General features: G+C 42.4%; 8 protein-coding genes. 1 reads left to right on the top strand and 7 read right to left on the bottom strand.

What is annotated here, in order from left to right; genetic code table 11:
- Window positions 1-15: 15 nt before the first annotated feature.
- The 5 genes from AB4Z30_RS01925 to AB4Z30_RS01905 form a co-directional block, all read right to left on the bottom strand.
- Complete coding sequence (locus AB4Z30_RS01925) at window positions 16-11,952, bottom strand: amino acid adenylation domain-containing protein (protein ID WP_441922728.1); 11,937 nt, start codon at window positions 11,950-11,952, stop codon at window positions 16-18.
- Between the two features lie 268 nt (window positions 11,953-12,220).
- A complete protein-coding gene (fabD, locus tag AB4Z30_RS01920) occupies window positions 12,221-13,426 on the bottom strand; it encodes an ACP S-malonyltransferase (protein WP_441922726.1) in 1,206 nt (401 codons plus the stop codon).
- Window positions 13,427-13,625: 199 nt separating this feature from the next.
- Complete coding sequence (locus tag AB4Z30_RS01915) at window positions 13,626-14,480, bottom strand: Cof-type HAD-IIB family hydrolase (protein WP_441922724.1); 855 nt, start codon at window positions 14,478-14,480, stop codon at window positions 13,626-13,628.
- A 50-nt stretch (window positions 14,481-14,530) separates the two neighbouring features.
- Window positions 14,531-14,971, bottom strand: coding sequence for an SMI1/KNR4 family protein (locus AB4Z30_RS01910; RefSeq protein WP_441922722.1), 441 nt, complete (start codon window positions 14,969-14,971; stop codon window positions 14,531-14,533).
- 33 nt (window positions 14,972-15,004) lie between these two features.
- Complete coding sequence (locus tag AB4Z30_RS01905) at window positions 15,005-15,526, bottom strand: GNAT family N-acetyltransferase (RefSeq protein ID WP_441922720.1); 522 nt, start codon at window positions 15,524-15,526, stop codon at window positions 15,005-15,007.
- Between the two features lie 230 nt (window positions 15,527-15,756).
- Between AB4Z30_RS01905 and AB4Z30_RS01900 the strand changes: the two genes are divergently transcribed.
- The gene (locus tag AB4Z30_RS01900) at window positions 15,757-16,917 is read left to right on the top strand and encodes a S8 family peptidase (protein WP_441922718.1); all 1,161 of its coding nucleotides are present in this window, start codon (window positions 15,757-15,759) and stop codon (window positions 16,915-16,917) included.
- Window positions 16,918-17,058: 141 nt separating this feature from the next.
- On the opposite strand, the gene AB4Z30_RS01895 is transcribed toward AB4Z30_RS01900, so the two are convergent.
- Together AB4Z30_RS01895 and AB4Z30_RS01890 are read right to left on the bottom strand one after the other, a co-directional pair.
- A complete protein-coding gene (locus AB4Z30_RS01895; protein ID WP_441922716.1) occupies window positions 17,059-17,457 on the bottom strand; it encodes a RidA family protein in 399 nt (132 codons plus the stop codon).
- Window positions 17,458-17,801: 344 nt separating this feature from the next.
- The gene (locus AB4Z30_RS01890) at window positions 17,802-19,244 is read right to left on the bottom strand and encodes a 6-phospho-beta-glucosidase (RefSeq protein ID WP_441922714.1); all 1,443 of its coding nucleotides are present in this window, start codon (window positions 19,242-19,244) and stop codon (window positions 17,802-17,804) included.
- Between the last annotated feature and the right edge of the window lie 40 nt (window positions 19,245-19,284).

Genomic DNA, 19,284 nt, shown 5'->3' with positions numbered 1-19,284 from the left:
ATATTTTATATTCATTTAGAAAAAATCCATCTCGATCAGATCAGTCAGTGTACCTTCATTCATGTCCTCTTCAGTAAATTTAATCTGATTGATTTCAATATGAGGTTCACAGCATATCGTTGTCAGAATTAGAAACAAGTGTTGTGACATGGCTGCAATCGTGGTTTTTTCAAATAGAATTGTGCTATATTCAAAAGCGGCATCCATTTGCTGATCCGACTCGGTAACATACAGCGTTAAATCAAACTTGGATACGCGATTATTGGGAGCACATGGCTTACAGGTGAGACCATCCATACACATCTCTGACGGACCTGTATTTTGCAATACAAACATCGTGTCAAACAGCGGGTTCCGCCGTGCATCCTTGTTTAGATCAACTTTTTTGATTAATTCCTCAAACGGATAATCCTGATTCTCATAAGCGTTCAGCATATGTTCTTTGACTTCCAGCAGATAGGCTGCAAATGTTTTATCTGCCGCAGGCTGATTTCGAACAGCAAGTGTATTCACGAACATGCCCATCACCGGCTCCAGCTCTGCATGTGTTCTTCCCGCAATCGGCATACCCACGATAATATCCTCTTGTCCACTATATTTAGACAACAAAATGGTATAAGCCGCGAGCAGGATCATGTATAACGTTGCTCCTGTCTGAGCTTCCAATTTTCTCAAGCTTATGACCAGCTCTTCGTTTACAGAAATTTCCAATAAATCCCCCTCATAACGTGGCGATTCAGGTCTTTCATAATCTATCGGCAATTCCAATAGTGGAATCTTTTCACTGAATACCTCGAGCCAATACTGCTCCTGCTTTTTCATCCAATCACTGTGAAGTTGGAATTGCTGCCATTCCGCATAGTCCTTGTATTGAATTCGAAGAGGGGATAACTTTTCTCCGCGATATAACTGACCGAGTTCGGTCATTAAAATCTGCACAGATAGCCCATCTGCAATGATATGGTGCATATCCACTAACAGTACATGGCAATCCTCTCGAAGTTTAATCAGCCCTGCTCTCATAAGCGGTGCTTGTCCCAGATCGAAGGCACGAACAAATTGCTCTACCTGGTCTTCCACCTCTTCTTCCACCGCCTGAATGGATTCAATGACAAACTTCACTTCAGGATATATGATTTGTTTGGGTTCTCCATGGATGACTTTGAAAGCAGTCCGGAGCGATTCATGACGATCTACTAACTGCTGAAAAGCTGCGTCCAATCGTGTCCGATCAAGCACTCCTTCCAGCATAAACAGGCCTGACATGTTGTAGGTGAGCTCCTCACCGGCTTTCATGCTCATAATGTACATTCTCAATTGTGCAGAAGAAATAGGATAATATTCTTTTTCCTTCGCTTGTACAATAGACTGATTAAACTGTTGCTCCATCTGATTAATATACTGGGCCATTTGTTCTATCGTCTGCCATTCAAATACGTTTCTGACTGTGATACGAACACTGAGGTTTTGATTGATTTTGTACGCCAGCTTTGTCGCACGTAAAGAGTTGCCTCCTACATCAAAGAAACTGTCTTTTATACTGATTTGATCTATACCAAGTACATCCTTCCAAATGGGTAGTAACGTTTTTTCCAAGGATGTCCGGGGTTCGATATATTCACTTCCCGTTTGTATGTTTTCTAGTGGAGGCGGGAGTATACGTCGATTAATTTTCCCATTGGAGGTCAGAGGCATATTATCGAGCTGTATAAAGTAAGCTGGAACCATATAATTGGGCAGCAGAGTAGCGAGATTTTGTTTCAACTCTCCAACGGTCTTTTCGGAATCCGCCGTAAAGTAGGCACATAGAGATTTGTCTCCGTTCTCATCCTCATGTGCAATCACGATTACTTCTTTCACACCTGGTACAAGCAATAATGCTGCTTCAACTTCGCCCACTTCAATTCGATAGCCTCGAATCTTCATTTGATGATCGATTCGCCCCAAATACTCTACATTTCCATCAGGCAACCATCTCACCAGATCTCCCGTCTTATACATCGTCGCGCCTTGGACGAAGGGATCACGCACGAATTTTTCTGCTGTCAGTTCAGGCAAGTTCAAATATCCTCTGCCTACTCCGTCACCTGAAATGCACAATTCCCCAACAACACCCACAGGCTGAACCTTTTCATGATTGTTCAATACATACAGACGATTATTGCCTAATGTTCGGCCAATCGGCAGATGATTTTTTCTGTTTTCTGTGTCCAACTCCTCAGGAACAACACGGTATGTCGCAGCATCGACACAGCATTCAGTCGGACCGTAAACGTTAAATATGGTTGGCGGCGTATAGTGGAGTGAAAATAAAGCATTGAATTCAGCCACACTTTGCTGAGAAAGAGCCTCTCCACCAATAAGCACATATTTCAATGATATGCCGTGAACGTCTTTTGCCCTGGCAAGTAATTTCAGGTGAGCAGGTGTACCGTCGGTTACCTCAATTTCATACTGTTTGTAATAATTCATTAGCTCTTGTCCATCCCCAACCGTTTCCTTGTCTACAACAAACAAGGCATGTCCTGACAGCAGGGCGCCAAAAATCTGTTTAACCGATGCATCGAAATAGTAAGGAGCTAGTACTGCAACATGCATACCGTTATGTGTTTCTTTCATAACCTGGCTGTACAGCGAGGCAACTAAATGTTGAACGTGACGATGTTCGATCATGACGCCTTTTGGCATCCCCGTAGTACCGGAAGTATAGAGTACATATGCCAGCTGGCTGGAATCCCCTACCCGTTCTAAGTTGGAGAGATTAGATGCGTAGCTTTTTTCATCGTTTAAATCTATAACTTTCCCATCGAAAATGACCCTTTGTTTCAGATGTTCTTGTGTGACCAACACCATCGCTCCTGAATCACGCAAGATATGCTGGATACGCTCTTCAGGAGAATCCGGGTCAAGCGGTACATATGCCCCGCCCGCTTTGATAATGCTAAAGATGCCAACAATCATGTCAATGGAACGCTCTGTCATGATTCCTACAAGTTGATCCGTGCACACACCTTCAGCCCGCAGCGTATATGCCAGCTGATTCGCTCGTTCATTCAATTGACGATATGTTAACTGCTCATTGCCATAACTAAGAGCCAATTGGTCAGGGGATCGTTCTACCTGTGCTTCGAAGCGTTCCTTTACGGTCTGATCTCGGGAATATTCGATTGAGCTATCATTAAAATCATGTAAAAGGACATACTGCTCCCGTTCAGACAACATTTGAATATCAGATAATACAACATCCTGCTCCATCACAATGTCTCTGAGGATATTGAGCAGATGTGTCTTCATTCGGTCGATGGTATTCCGTTCAAATAGTTCTGTCTTGTAATTCAAGTGCATCTCCAGATACTCGTTATCTTCTTCAACGATGAACATCAGATCATATAATGATACGTCGAGGTTGATCTCCCTCACTTTAAAATCGCAGTTCTTTTCCTGCCTTGAATTCAACGCTGTATTTTGAAAAATATACATGGTATTAAATAAGGCTGTTCCTGTCGACTCCCGATGTGTGTTTAATTTTTCAACAAGATGGTCAAATAGATAGTCCTGGTTATTCAATGCATCGAGAGATTGATTTTTGATCTCTTCGAGATAGGATCGAAACGATTTATTCCCGGCAGGCTGAGATCGAATCGCTACCGTCTGAATAAAGACACCGATCATATGCTCAACATCTGGATGATTCCTTCCAGATGTTGGCGTTCCTACGATAATATCTTCTTGCGCTGTATATCGATGAAGCAGCACGTTGTACGCAGCTAACAACACCATAAACAGTGTGGTACCTGTTTGTTTGGCTAGTCTATTCAGAGACTCTTTCAAATCCAGATCCAGAACAAATGACAATCTTGACCCAGCCGAAGTCAAGTGCGGTGGCCGAACAAAATCAGTGGGCAGATTTAGGTAAGGTAACTCCCCACTGAATTGATCCAGCCAGTACTTCTCCTGCTGTTTATATGCTTCACCTGCCATATACTCTTTCTGCCAAGCAGCAAAGTCCTTGTACTCAATCTTGATTTCCGGCATACTTTTTCCGGCATATGCATCAATAAGTTCATTCGCTAGAATACCCACGGAATACCCGTCCGATATAATATGATGCATCTCAATCAGAATCACTGCATAATCCGCTTCTGCACGAATGAATTCGGCGCGTATTAATGGAGCTTGTGAGCAATTAAACGGTTTGGTAAACGCCTTGATATGTTGTTCAAATGAATCATAGCTTTGCTCTGATCGTTTCACTTGAAAATCAATTGAAGGAGCAATGGCTTGGTAAAGTTCTCCTTCAACGAGGTGAAAGCTGGTGCGAAAAGCTTCGTGACGCTGCACCATTTGTTCTAACGCATCAACTAATCTAGCTTCATCTATATCTCCTCTGACTGTCAGATAACCGCACATATTCTGGAACACACTATTGGGCTCGAATTGATCCAGAAAATAGATTCGTTGTTGTGCAGGAGAAGTCTCGTATAGCTCTTTGACCTCCAGGGGACTGATCGGAACAAGTGGGCTTACGTTCTCGTCTGTAATCAGACTGGCAAGCTCCTTCAGGTGTTTATTCTTGAATAATTGAACGATTGAAATATGTTGTGCACACTGCTGATGGACTTTGGAGAGCATCACTGTCGCCTGGAGAGAGTTGCCTCCGAGATCAAAGAAGTGATCATTTCTGCCCACTTGATCCAGAGACAATACGTCCTCCCAAATCCGCGCCAGCTTTCGTTCAATAGCATTGACCGGATGCGCAAACTCGGCAGTACGCCTAATGCTAACAGCACGTTCTGTTTTAAACTGATTGTACATATCGTCTAATTGTGCCTGTTGTTGATCTGTAAATAATGTCAACGACGAAATCTCAGCTTCAGGACGACTGACCATATGTTGCAGTAAACCTATAAACCCTTCAGACCATAATTTCATGATCTCATGTCCAATCAGATCGGTATTGTAATCAAAATCTAGATGAAGTTCATGGCTTACATCCGTGATATTGAGAAATAAATCATATGAAATATGTTTGATCGGATACGCCACAAGCTTCGTTTCAATATGATCGAATTGCAGGTGATGAAACGTTCGATCCATATTAAATAAAATGCGGGTCTCCGGTGCTCTCATAGGGGCAAGCTGCTCGGATACAAGCGTTAATGGAACATGCTGATGTTCCATGACAAGAGGCAACCTCTCCTTAAGCTGAACAATATGGTTCGCAACAGACTGCTCCGTTAACAAGCTATGATGAACTGGTACAATATTGACGCAGTTGCCCATCAAAGCATTTTTCCTCATATGAGATTGACCTGCCGTAGGCACTCCAATCACAAGCTGAGACTGCCCTGTGAGCCGATGCAAATATAAATGAAACGCGGCAAACATCGTGACAAACAAACTATTTTTATTACTTATACTCAATGTTCGCAAGGAAGCTGTTAAGGAATGATCCAGTTTCAAGGAGTATCGTGCGCCTGAATATCCCTTTTGCACTTCAACGGACTGCGCCGTTGGTAGAACTGCATTCGGATAGGATAAGGAAAATTGCTTTTGCCAGAACTGGATCCCTTGGTCATACGCACCTCTGCCCTGTTCAAGCCGCTGCCATGTTAAATACTCACGAAATAGAGTGGCTTCTGGCAATTGAACTGGAGTTCCTCGAATAAGAGAAGAATAAATTTGTTCCATTTCTTGAATAAATAAAGCAATCGACCAGCCATCTGCAATAATATGATGAAAGGTAAGCACCATAACATATTGATCCGCTGCCTCTTTAAGCAACGTAATTCGAAACAAAGGTTCCCCGGATTGCAGATTGAATGCTTCACTCGCGTCGGTAGATAACCAATCGGATAGTTCCTGCTCTTGCTTCTCGCCAACGTATATGGAGAAATCCAGCCATGTGCAGTGAAATTCCATTACTTCCCTGATTTGTTGTGTCTCACGATCCGCATGAATAACAGTTCGCAGAGCTTCATGACGCTGTACAATCTGATTCACAGCCTGTTCCAGAGCGGCCAGATTCATCTGGCCCTTCATTTTCAAAATAACACTCTGATTTAATGCGGCATTTGCATCTTCACCGTGTAGTGTAGTTAGTAATAATTGTTTTTGCTCCAAGGACAGCGGAACTTCCATAACAGGTGAAGCACCAGGAATAAAGCCCAGTTCCCGCAATTCACTGATCGTATCTTTCACAATCCTAATGATGGTATTCATGTCATCCATGGAATGAACTGTAGATATAAAGCAGTTACGGCCTTCCCAAATATATAAACCTTTATGGATTAGATGGTAGAAAAACAACTCCATATCCCCAAAGGAAATAAATCTAAACAGTGATCCAAAGTTCACCATCTGCATAGGCACATTCGATGTTTTAAAAAACTCATTCAATTCCTTGACAAGATAATCTGTTCTATCATTTAATTCTTTGTATAAAACTCCTGCTTCGGATTGAAGATGCTGCAGTACGGCTAGCGTTACTCGCATAGTAAGCGGGTGGGTACAAAATGTTCCACCAACAAAGGTTTTTTTGTCTGCGTCGGAGGGAAAAGAAGAATCGCCAAAATTCCAGATGCCTCCGTCTACAGCATTCATAAATTCAGCTTTGCCCGCAACGATACCAATTGGCAGCCCGCCGCCAACCACTTTTCCATAGGTAACCAGATCCGCCTGAACTCCAAACCATTCCTGTGCTCCTCCCAACCCGATCCTAAATCCAGTTATGACTTCATCAAAAATAAGTGCAGTACCGGATTGCGTAGTAATCTCTCTAAGTTCATGTAAAAAAGGCGTTGGTTGCAGATCAGGTCTTCGACTCTGTACTGGCTCAACCAGCACAGCAGCCAATTCATCACCCATATGACGAATCCGTTCAAGGGATTGCGGATGGTTATAATTCAGAATGATCAAATCTTCCATAGAACTTTGCACAATTCCGGGAGCCATGGGCAGTGCAGATGATAAAACTTCTTCGGGATTCGCTACTCCAAGTACGCCGTCATGTGTACCGTGGTATGATCCGGAAAATAATACAACTTTGGAACGTCCCGTTACAGCTCTTGCCAAACGCAGCGCAACCATGACAGCTTCAGTCCCTGAATTATAAAATGCGACACGCTCTACACCTGTCAGCTTTGAAATTTTCGCTGCAACATCTCCTGCCAGATCGGACATAGGGCCTAATGGGGGCATCTGTTCTTGAATGCTCTCAGCCATAATATTTTGAATAAAGGATGGATTATGACCAAATAAATTGACACCAAACCCCATCGTCAAATCCAAATATTCGTTCCCGTCTACATCCCATAATTTTGACCCAGCAGCACGTGCAGCAATGATGGGATAAACCATTTCTTTCCAATAAGAACGAAATCCAGCAACATTACGATTGTTGGCATGTACATAACGGGTTTGGTCCGTTTTTAGCTTAGAGCCTTCGGTTTTAGCAGTATACTTGGCTATAAATTGTTCAATATATTGGTTCTGCAACTCAGAGAATGGACTTTCTTCTTGAATTTTCAGTGATTGATACGGTATAAACGGCTTGATTTCTTTGGAATCGGGATCGGATGTAACGTTTTCCGTTCGAATCCCCTTGCTGTTTTCAATGTTTGGCATTTCTCTGACCTTTTTAACCTCATTAAGTTCATTGAGTTCATCGTGTTTAGGTTGTTTCATTTGTGAATGATTCACTTGAGCAGCTGTTTGCTCACCCAATAGCAAATTCAGGCTTTTTAATTGGGATTCCATCAACTGGATGGCAGACATCACAATTTGGTCTGAATTCGCTGATCTGGCTTGATTTGTATGAGGCACCGATGCAAGATGTTGTTRTTCGGAATGTTCCTGTTCTGGCGCATCATCTAAGTGTGCAGACATATCAAAACCTTTTCTATTCTCTGACACATATTGCACTAAGGAATGGATATTCGTAAGATTCTCAAAAAACATCTCCATCGGAATATCCAGGCGAAACTCGTCTAATATCTCTTTCTTGATCTGCACAAGAATGATGGAGTCCAGTCCCATCTGAAGAAAATGGGCATGTTCATCTAGTTCTGCCAGTTTCAGACCGGATGCGCGACTGATGCTTGTCTTAATTTTCAATTGCACGTCGTTTGTTTTTTCTTCCATTGGAACCCCATTCCTTTCTTCCTTATGTTTTGCAGATACCGGTTGTTTGACTTCGATCCAACACCTTTTCTGCTCAAATGGATATAAAGGTAATGGAATTTTAGGGATGATCTCGCCTTCATACAACCTCTCCAAATCGATTACTGCCCCTTGTGTAAATAACTCACCGAATGAACGTAATGATTCTGGCTTTGTCAATGCATAGAGATGTTCGGAAGCGATTGCCCTGTCTTGTTTGGCATAACCAAAATAAACGTCGGAAATCTTGTTTTCTCCTTGTGCAATTTGTTTCAATTTTGCATACAGTTCCTGTGTACTCTTTACAACGACAGCAAGCCGATAATCCAGACTAGCCCTTCCCCTACTTGCTGTGTAACAGATTTGTTGAATGTTAACATTGCTGTGCTCTTCTATATACTGGATATACATGCTGATCAGGTCATTCAGTGCCCGTTCATTAAGAGCAGATAACACAAATAGGTGAGGCTCTTGATCCGATGTATGTTGTACTGTCTGTGATGGAACATATTCTTCAAGAACCACATGCGCGTTTGTGCCGCTGAAGCCAAACGAGCTGACCCCGCATCGTAAAGGTCGATCTTCGTCAGTCAAAGCCATCAATTCCTGATTCACATAAAAAGGAGAAGATTCAAATTTCAGTGCCGGATTAGGCTTATTAAAGTGAACCAACGGTGGAATCGTCCTATGTTGTAACATGAGAACAGATTTAATTAATCCGGCGATCCCCGCCGCTTCAAAACTATGTCCTATGTTGGCCTTGGCTGACCCGATCGCACAAAATTGTTTTCGATCCGTATATTTTTCAAAAGCCTTACGTAAAGCATTAAATTCAACGGGATCACCTAATTTGGTGCCTGTTCCATGTGCTTCTATAAAATGCAGTGTATCCGGAGAAATGCCAGCCTCTCTCCACGCCTGTTCAATGACATTCGTCTGTGACTCGGGATTAGGTGCTGTAATACCAACCGTTCTACCATCTTGATTAATCGCACTTCCTTTAATTACGCCATAGATATGGTCGCCATCCTGCATAGCTTGTTGCAATGGCTTCAGCATAACCGCTCCAACACCTTCACCAAAGCCTGTACCGTTCGCATCTTCACTAAACGTTCGTGTCAATGCATCTGGAGATTCCATATCCAGTCCGATACTGATCGGTAACAACGCGGTTCGAATCCCTCCTGCAATAGCCATTTCACAATCTCCTGCAAGCAAACCTTTACATGCCATATGAACCGCAACAAGCGAGGAAGAACAAGCTGTATCAATTGTCAGTGCCGGACCTTTCAAATTTAAAAAATATGCGATTCTGCTTGCCAGTACAGATGGTAAATTTCCAATAATATAGTGTTTGATCTCTGAAGGATAACTTGCCGTGATAAGTCGTTCATAATCATACCCGACTTTGGAATAACCCACATACACGCCAACATGACTTCCATTAATCCCTGCACCTGCATACCCCGCATCTTCGATCGTATGCCATGCTGTTTGCAAAAACATTCTTTGATTCGGGTCCATAAATTGGGCAGTTCTCGGGGTTAATCCAAAGAATGAATAATCAAATTGATCGATTTGATCTAAATAACCGCCTTTGATCCATTCCAGTTGGTCCGTTTCACTCCGAATGGACTGAATATAATCCGCTGCGTCTTGTATCCGATGCTCAGGGTAATCCTTAATGCAGTGTTCTCCCTCTTCCATGACACGCCAAAAATCACTTGCATTTGATGCTCCGGGAAAATTCATAGACATACCGATGATGGCTATACCATTTGATGATGACTCCTGTTCCCGAGCGGGATGAACTCTTTTATTTTCACTGCGACTACCAGCCAAATATCCTGCTAAATCCGTTATTGATGGATAGGTAAAGAGATCCGTAACGGCTAACTCTTCTCCATATTTCTCTTCGATACGTTCAGCGATCTGGGCCAGCTGCAATGAAGTTGCACCCATATCGAAATAGCTATCTTCAACTTTTATCCTTTTCCCCACCAAAACATCAGAAAATAGGGATATCAGTTCCCGTTCCAAGACTTGAACAGAAACGGTTTCCATTTCTCTTCCTGTATCCTTCATAAGTGCTTCTTGGATAAGTGCAGATTCTGCTGAAAACCTTCCAGCTTCATATTGCTTGGCTAACTGATAGCGCTGAATTTTTCCACTCGTTGTTTTCGGTAATTTTTTAATAGGCAGTACTTCCTTGACACTCCATCCTCCATGGATGTATAAATGCTTTTTAATGTCTTTTACGAGTGGCAGAAAGTGTTCGATCTTTTTTTTATAAACGACAAAAACAATAATTTCTTCGCTCTGACTATTCGAATCGTACACACCGCAAGCGGCAATTCTGCCGAGTTCAATCTCGTGCAATTGAATAGCTACACGCTCGATGTCATGAGGATATATATTTTTACCATTCATGAAGATAATGTCTTTCTCTCGTCCTGTGACCACAAGAGTACCGTTCATCGTAAAACCCAAATCCCCTGTAATTACCCAACCATCACGAGTAAATACGTTCTCGGTTGCCATCGGATTATTGTAGTATCCTTGGGTGACGTTATCTCCCTGAATCTGTATCCTACCGATAACATAATCTGGAACGGGATTCATATCCTCATCACATATTCGGACATGACAATAGTCCACAGCTTGACCAACGACAGCAAACGATGCCACATGCTCTGCATCCTTCTCGACTTCAATGACATGCTCACCAAAATTCAGATGATCGCGGTGTACATATACCGCAGCAAATTCTTTCTCTATTGGAGGAAAGCAAACTGCTACGGATGCCTCTGCTAATCCGTACACGGTAAACATAGCCGTTTTCTTCAACTGATAGGCTGATAACACATTCAGAAACTCATGGCAAACCTCTGGCAATATAGGTTCGGCACCATTATAGATGACTCTGACACATGACAGATCCCATCCATCGGCCTTGTCTTCACGGAAAAAATTCAAAAAATACTTGTAACCAAAGTTAGGAGATGAGAGGATAGTGGCTCTATGTTGATTGACTTTTTTCATCCATAGAATTGGCTTTCGAATAAATAATTCCGTTGGTATCAGATATTGATGAATACCTGCCACGTATGGAACGAGGTGGAATCCGATCAAACCCATATCATGGGTGAGCGGCATCCAAGAGAGGAAACGATCATCCGAGCTGATTTTTGTACCATTGATTGCAGCACACGCATTGTATATCAGATTTCGATGAGTGAGCATAACACCTTTGGGATCACCGGTTGATCCAGACGAGAATTGAATGAATGCCAGGTCTTCCGACTTGGGCTCGTTATATCTAACAACATCATACTTATATACCTGGTCATGTATTATATCCGTTCTTTTCTCCAGCTGATGATGGAAATCTGATATTTCATGTTCCAAAGCAAATTTTTTCATTTTACCTAGCACTTTCTCAGAAGCAATCATGAAAGGGTCCTTCAGCAAATCCCAAATACGGTATACTTTCATATTTTGTTCTTCATCTTCACCTATACTTACAGGTACAGGTATCATTCCACCCAATATACAAGCCCAAAATGCGACAATAAATCGTTTGTTTTCTTGAATCTGAAAAATAATCTCCTGCCCTGGTTTTATGCCGATTTCTTGTAGGTATCCCAAATAACCTCTGGCTTCGTTAAATAATTGACGATAGGACATCAAAGTTTCCATTTTATCAGAATCAATAAAACGAATACCTCGGTCTGTTATTTTACTTCTGTCGCGAATAACGTCTACGAGTGTTTGAAATCGACTGGTATACATATCTCTCCTCCAAAAGAATCATCTCTATGTAACTTATCTAATTAGTTACACATATTTACTGCAAAATTTTACCATAGAAATATATGTATTTTCAAGAAAATTATTGTTACTATTTGGTAAAATGTAGTTTTTAATCAGGAACGTCTTTTTACACTTACATAACAATGCACATACATTTTCCAATTAAATTCAACATGTAATCCAATGGCAAATAGGCTGCCTCAGATGAGGCAACCTGGAGTGTATAGCAATTGGTGGAGCCGGAAAACTAAATCGTACTTATCATCATTTTTGCGTTCATTGGGGATTGCTTGGCTGCAAAAATCTGCTCACATAGCACAATTGAATCCTGTATTTCAGCTTCGCTAAGTTCATGGCGATGATTGTCTAGCTGTTCTTTCATCCGTTGTAATTTAGGAAATAATGGCTCAACTGTTTTGTTGTATATTGCTGGGTCCTGACTGTAATTCCGTGAAGTGAGTGCTGTGCACATCAGTTCCGACAACTTATGTTTGCGTATGGCTAAGAGTTTGTCTTGTCTTGCCTGTGAATTCGCGAGTATCGTTAAATCGGAAGGTTGACCTAAAGAATAAGGCACAACGTTCTTCGCTATTTTATTCATAAGACTCACTAACACTTGTTTCGAACCCAGTTCAATGACCTCCGTAACCCCTTGTTCCACTAAGTACTGCATGGACTCCAACCATCTTACTGGCCAAGTCATTTGTCTATTTAAATAATCTACAACGGATTGGTCCGACGGATAGGGCTTCGCTGTGACATTGGAAATGATCGGGTATGCTGCATGATCATATTGATATTGCTCTAATTCGATCTTGAATTGGTCTGCCGCATTTTTCATCATGGGAGAATGATATGGCCCGGATACCTGGAGATAAGAATGTTTTGTTTCTTTGAATGCCGTTCTTTTTATGACTTCTTGTACAGAGTGGCGGTGGCCCGAAATAACAAACTGCTGGTTCGCATTTATACAGGCAACACAGACAGGGCGTTCTTGAATAGACACGTCTTCGCATATTTTTTGAAGCGTACCGATTGAGATATTGGAAATAGCCACCATGGTACCTTGCTGATCTGGATCTGCATTGTGCATAATCATGCCTCTTCGTCTTACAAGTTGAACAGCCTCTCGGAAAGATAGAACTCCTGCGCATACCAGAGCCGAATATTCTCCCAGGCTGTGTCCGGCCATATAAGCCGGTTTCACTCCAATTTCCTGCATATAGATCTGAAATGCAACAACACTAACGGTTAACAGTGCGGGCTGGGCGTTCATCGTTAATGTCAATTCATTCATGTGTCCTTCAAAACACAGCTTTTTTAAATCGAAAGAAATAGCGTCACTAGCTTCTTCAAATAAATGCCTGGCTACATTAAATTGATTCCAGAAGTCTCTTCCCATCCCAATGATCTGAGAACCTTGTCCAGGAAACAACAGGGCGATATTACTCATCTGGTGTCCTCCATCTATTCAAATTCATATTCCTCCAACCTCCATTTAAACCCAATAAATTCCTTGTTTTCAAAATTCATTTTAAACTTTCATACCAAGATATGCAATAAGCTCGGGTATAAAATAAAAACAGACACCTCCAACTACAGAGATGTCTGTCTTAACGGATTGAATCTTATGATTCTCTTTTTCTCAAGATTTAAATTAGCCTATACTTCACAAAACTATGATACAGTCCGTCTTCTTCCACGGAGCCCGTGATATCATCGGCAATTGCTTTCAGACCGGGTTTCGCATTCCCCATAGCAATACCTACAGCACAGAATTCCAGCATCTCGGCATCATTCATTCCATCTCCGATAGCCAGCGTATCTTCCCGCGACATCCCCAGATGTTGTAACAAATCTGCAATGGCAATCGCTTTGTGGATTCCCGGGATCATCAGCTCACCGCTGCCCTCTCCAAAAACAGGTACAGTGCATTGAATGACTTCGAACTTGCCTTCAAACTCCTCTTTGATTCGTTCAAACGCAACCACCGGGCTTTCCAGAAAGCAGACCTTGTTAACATCATCCTTATACAGGTCGGCTTCACCATAGGTTAAGCCTGCAATAAACGGATGAGGTTTGGTTTCCTTTTTCTCCCGGGCAACTGGATCATTCTCGATATCTCCATAGATGCGGCGTTCCAGATGAGTCTGAAGATTACTGCTCGCATACAATGCAGAGTTGGATTCAAGATAGAAATCGATGCCGTGTTCATTGAAGAAATCGACCATATGACGAACATCTTCTGCAGTTACTTTTTTATGATATAACACATCAGATCCGTATTCGACGTACCCTCCGCCTGCTCCAATCAATCCGTCAAAGCCTACATTCCAGATCGAATCATAGATCTCAGCCTTGGAGCGGCCTGTGCATAAATAGAGCAAATGTCCATTCTTACGAGCTTGTTTGCAAGCCTCTTGTGCAGACAATGGGATGTTGCCGTCGTCGTCTACCAATGTGCCATCAATATCAATAAATACAACTTTTTGTTTAATATTGCTCATCTGTTATTCCCCCAATTGCATTATCTGTCTGAAACAATACGATTCACTAACTACGCGTTTCGAGGTGTTCGTTGATCAATCAACTTTTCTAGAAATTCTGCAAAAGAATTCGCATACACTTCTGGCTCTCCATTAAAGTAATCCAAGCACATCACCTTAAATTCGCCGCTTTCATCAGCTGAGCGTGTATCAAAATAGTACAACATATCCTCATCAGGAACAAACAGTTCCAGCTTGCCTTCCTGCTTCGCCTGTTCATCTGCAAGTCTGTAGATATAGAGAATGTCCGTATCTGTGTACTCTCTGTGCTCTGATGAAGTACTTGTTAAAATTGCTGTCCCGCTTAACATCGCTTGCCCATAATTGAGAAGCCACCATCGGTAGGAAGGCGGTAACAAAAACCCAAGTTCCTGTTCAACTTCAACGATCCAGCTTTCCTCGACTTGACGGTTCGGGAACCATTTTAACGCCTGTGTGGGCCAGTTTCTCAATCAGACTTGTGTACATTCCTACAACTCTCCGATCTAAAATTTGATGGGTTTGTCCATATGCACGATCTGCCATTCATTCTGCTCTTCCGTAATAAAAGTGAATCCTTGACGTTCCCAGAAATCTACGGCTCCCGGCAGAAAACGATGGGTGTGCAGATATAACGTTGTATATTGCATCTGGTTTACGAACTGCTCCAGTTCCCTCACCAAGAGTGACCCAATGCCGTACCTGCGGAAGGCAGGATCAACGTAACATTTTACAATCTCAGCTGCAGTGTGTTCGGGGTATCGACCATCAATAACCTGAATTCGTCCATCGTAAGGAATAATACCGATCGAGCCGATAATGCCCGCTTCACCCAATCGCGCAATCACAAAAACAGTATCCTTTCGGTTCATATAATGTTCGCTGAATTGTTCAAAATCCTTGGGAAGTACGCTGTGATCCATCATGGGAAATACTTCGCTACGCACACCCATAGCAAAATGAATCGCTTCCTGTATCTCATGGGATTGAACAGGTCTTACTTCCGGTTTCATCTGATGTTCTGTCAACCATATCACATTCCCTTTTGTTCAATTATGAGGTGCCTCTCTTCATCTTAACGAATTCTAGCGGACCTATCAATTGACTAAACTTAATCTAATGTATGATTTACTGAATTCAGATTAACCTATAAATCTATCAATACTCCCGACCCATTTTGGAAGCAAGCCCGCGCATTTTCATAGAGTCCGCATAGGATAAGGCGTGTGAAAATTCAATGTGGAAAGGGGTTAAGCCAATGTGGTTATGGTTTAGCATCGTGGCCATTCTCATTTTGATATCCATCTGGTTCACCCTTCGTTATGTAGACCAAAGGGACGCAAGTAAATTTGATCCGCACGCTCCCCATCAACTGCTTCTTAAGTTCAAGGAAGGTACGACCCCTGATCAGATGCACACACTCTATCGGAAAACCAAATGTAAAGTCGCTGAAACCTATGAAGATCTGGGGTGGTATCGTATTGAATCCCGCAAAAAAATGCACCGCATGCTCAAACTGTATAAAAATCATGATCTCATCGAACATGTACAACCCAACTATCTGCTTGAAGCTTCCTTTATACCGAACGATCCGTTCTTTCCTTATCAATACAATCTTACCAAAATCAAAGCGCCTGCTGCATGGGATATTAGCCAAAGTAACAGCTCCATTAAAATTGCTATCATTGATACAGGTGTACAGTTGAATCATCCAGAACTGGCTTCCAAACTCTTGCCTGGTTACGATTACGTCGATTACGATAACATTCCTGAGGACGGAAATGGCCATGGTACACATGTTGCCGGTATTGCCGCTTCCATTACGAATAATGGTGTTGGCATTGCAGGTACAGCACCTCTGGCTTCTATCGTTCCGCTTCGTGTACTGGATAATAACGGCCAAGGAACGATTGGTAATGTCGGTAACGGGCTTGTTTTTGCTGCCAATAACGGTGTTCAAGTGATCAATCTCAGTCTGGGTGGTCCTACCGGAGATGCGTTTCTTCAAGCCGCTGTTCAATATGCATGGGATCGCGGAGCTGTAATTATTGCAGCCGCTGGCAATGACAATACCTCATTCCCGATCGTGCCTGCTTCTTACCCCAATGTCATTGCAGTGGCATCCACCAATTCATACGACCTGAAATCCAACTTCTCGAACTACGGCCCTTGGGTCGATATGGCTGCACCGGGTGATAGCATCCTATCCACGTATCTTGGCAGTTCGTATGCCTATCTCAGCGGAACATCAATGGCCGCTCCGCAAGTTGCTGGCGTAGCTGCTTTACTCGCTGCTCAAGGCAAAACGAATGCCCAAATCCGCGATGCCCTCTGTTTCGCTTCAGACCCCGTATCCGGTTCAGGCATCTATTGGACCTACGGGCGGCTGAATGCTGATCAAAGTGTGCACGTCCCTTAATCCTTCATCCGTTCAATTATCTTTAACATAAAGGTAGACTCAAGTCTTTTCTTCTATCTCATCATTAATATGTAAATAAAACGATAGAGCTTCTATAAGATAGGAGCTCCATCGTTTGTTTTTATAGAAATGTATTTGGTTTTACAGTTTTGCAGCCCAAATTTCAATTTCAATCTTGATCTCAGGTAGACCTAACTCTGTAATATATCCAATGGTCATTGCGGGATAATCATGATCGAATAATTGCTCCCATTCGCCGTAAAGGTAATCCCAATCTATTTTCTCCGTTGCCCATACATTCACCTTAATAATATGTTCAGCTTGCAAATCTTCGGATTGCATAACGGTTTTGATATTGTGAAATGTATTGGTGACTTGTTCATTCAAAGTATCAGGAAATTGGCCATTCACATCTACGCCAACCTGCCCTGATGTCACAAACAACTCTGCATTCCTCGGAATTTTTGTAATATGCGTATAATTCCCTACAGGGGATGGCATATTGGTTGGATTTTTTCTCGTGATTTTTTCATTTGTCATGTTCATTACCTCATCATTCCTAAGATTTTTCTGCGATTCTCCCTTATTTCCTTCTGCATTTGGGCAGACTTCTCCCGTGTTTTGGATTCTAGAAAAATACCGCAGTGGAGTAGCCATATCCTGAAGATATAAACGCAAGTGATTTTTTCTTCATAGCTGGTTACTCCCCCTTCTTAGTTGACAAGATTTTCTACATTAATAAATTATAATAAAACTCATAACACGAGTCAAACGGACGTCAAGTCAACGATGCCATATCAAACCAAAAACAATCCCGTGCGAACGGGACTGTTCTGGGTATACTTTTATTTGTAGAATACTTCTAGTTATATGAACACCTTAAATCAGAAATATTGTGCGCCATTACTTGCGATAACCTCTTTGTACCAATGGAAGCTCTTCTTTCTTACCCGACGAAGTGTTCCGCTCCCATCGTTATTTCTGTCAACATAAATGTAGCCATACCGCTTTTTCATCTCACCCGTGCCTGCGCTAACCAGATCAATTGGCCCCCAACTGGTGTAACCAATCAGTTCTACACCATCCTGAATCGCTTCGGCCATTTCAGCGAAGTGGCTATTCAGATACTCAATACGATAATCATCTTCAACCGTGTCATTATCGAGCAAAACATCGGTAGCACCAAGTCCATTTTCAACAATAAACAACGGTTTGCCGTAACGATCATGAAGTTGGTTACATGTAATCCGAAGCCCTTTGGGATCAATGGTCCAGCCCCATTCTGACGCTTGAAGATACGGATTCTTGACCGATCCAAACACATTGCCTTCGGTGGACTCTTTCAACACTTCCGGATCAGCACTGGTACAACGGCTTGCATAATAACTGAAACCAATGTAATCAACCGTATGTTGCTTCAAAATTTCGGCATCTTCCGGCTGCATCTCAATACGGATATTATTTTCTCTGAAAAAACGCTTGGTATAACCCGGATACTCACCCTTTGACTGTACATCAATGAAGAAGAATGACTCCCGATCTTTATCCATCGCTTTCCACACATCTTCCGGATGTGAACTATAAGGGTATACCGTACCCGCAGCCAACATACATCCAATCTGTGCACTCGGAATGATCTCGTGACAAGCTTTAACTGCCAGCGCACTTGCAACGAGCTCATGGTGAGCCGCCTGATACAACACCTGCTCTTTGTCCTCGCCTTCCTGAAGTACAACCCCAGCACCGATATAAGGCAGATGAAGCAGCATGTTGATCTCGTTAAACGTCATCCAGTATTTCACTTTATCCTTGTAGCGATTAAACAGTGTTTTGGCATAGGTTTCGAAAAATCCGACCATCTTGCGATTTTTCCAGCCACCGTAGTTTTTCACCAGATTCACAGGCACATCAAAATGACAGATGGTCACGACAGGTTCAATATTGTACTTCAACAGTTCATCGAACACATCGTCATAGAATTGAAGTCCTGCTTCATTCGGTTCTGTATCATCACCATTCGGGAAAATCCGTGCCCAGGCTACCGAAAGCCTGAGACACTTGAATCCCATTTCTGCAAATAATGCAATATCTTCCTTGTACCTGTGATAAAAATCAATCGCGTTATGCGAAGGATAAAACTCTCCTTCTTTTGGTTCAAACGAATCAAGGTTACCGAGTGCAATCGGAAAACGATTGGCTCCAATCGGAATCAGGTCAACCGTTGTTAACCCTTTCCCTCCTTCAAGATAAGCACCTTCCAGCTGATTAGCTGCCGTTGCTCCTCCCCAGAGAAAATTCTCCGGGAAGGCCTTCATTTTTTCAAACATCGAAGTAACCCTCCTATTCAATCATAGGCAACTATGATCG

It is taken from the genome of Paenibacillus sp. 2TAF8, from assembly GCF_052114825.1.
GTDB lineage: Bacteria > Bacillota > Bacilli > Paenibacillales > Paenibacillaceae > Paenibacillus.
This window is presented reverse-complemented; position numbering and strand designations above follow the sequence as displayed.

Excerpts from the sequence above, each read along its gene's own strand:
- AB4Z30_RS01895 (WP_441922716.1), bottom strand. The coding sequence starts at position 17,457 with ATGACAAATGAAAAAATCACGAGAAAAAATCCAACCAATATGCCATCC.
- AB4Z30_RS01915 (WP_441922724.1), bottom strand. The coding sequence starts at position 14,480 with ATGAGCAATATTAAACAAAAAGTTGTATTTATTGATATTGATGGCACA.
- AB4Z30_RS01890 (WP_441922714.1), bottom strand. The coding sequence starts at position 19,244 with ATGTTTGAAAAAATGAAGGCCTTCCCGGAGAATTTTCTCTGGGGAGGA.
- AB4Z30_RS01900 (WP_441922718.1), top strand. The coding sequence starts at position 15,757 with ATGTGGTTATGGTTTAGCATCGTGGCCATTCTCATTTTGATATCCATC.
- fabD (WP_441922726.1), bottom strand. The coding sequence starts at position 13,426 with ATGAGTAATATCGCCCTGTTGTTTCCTGGACAAGGTTCTCAGATCATT.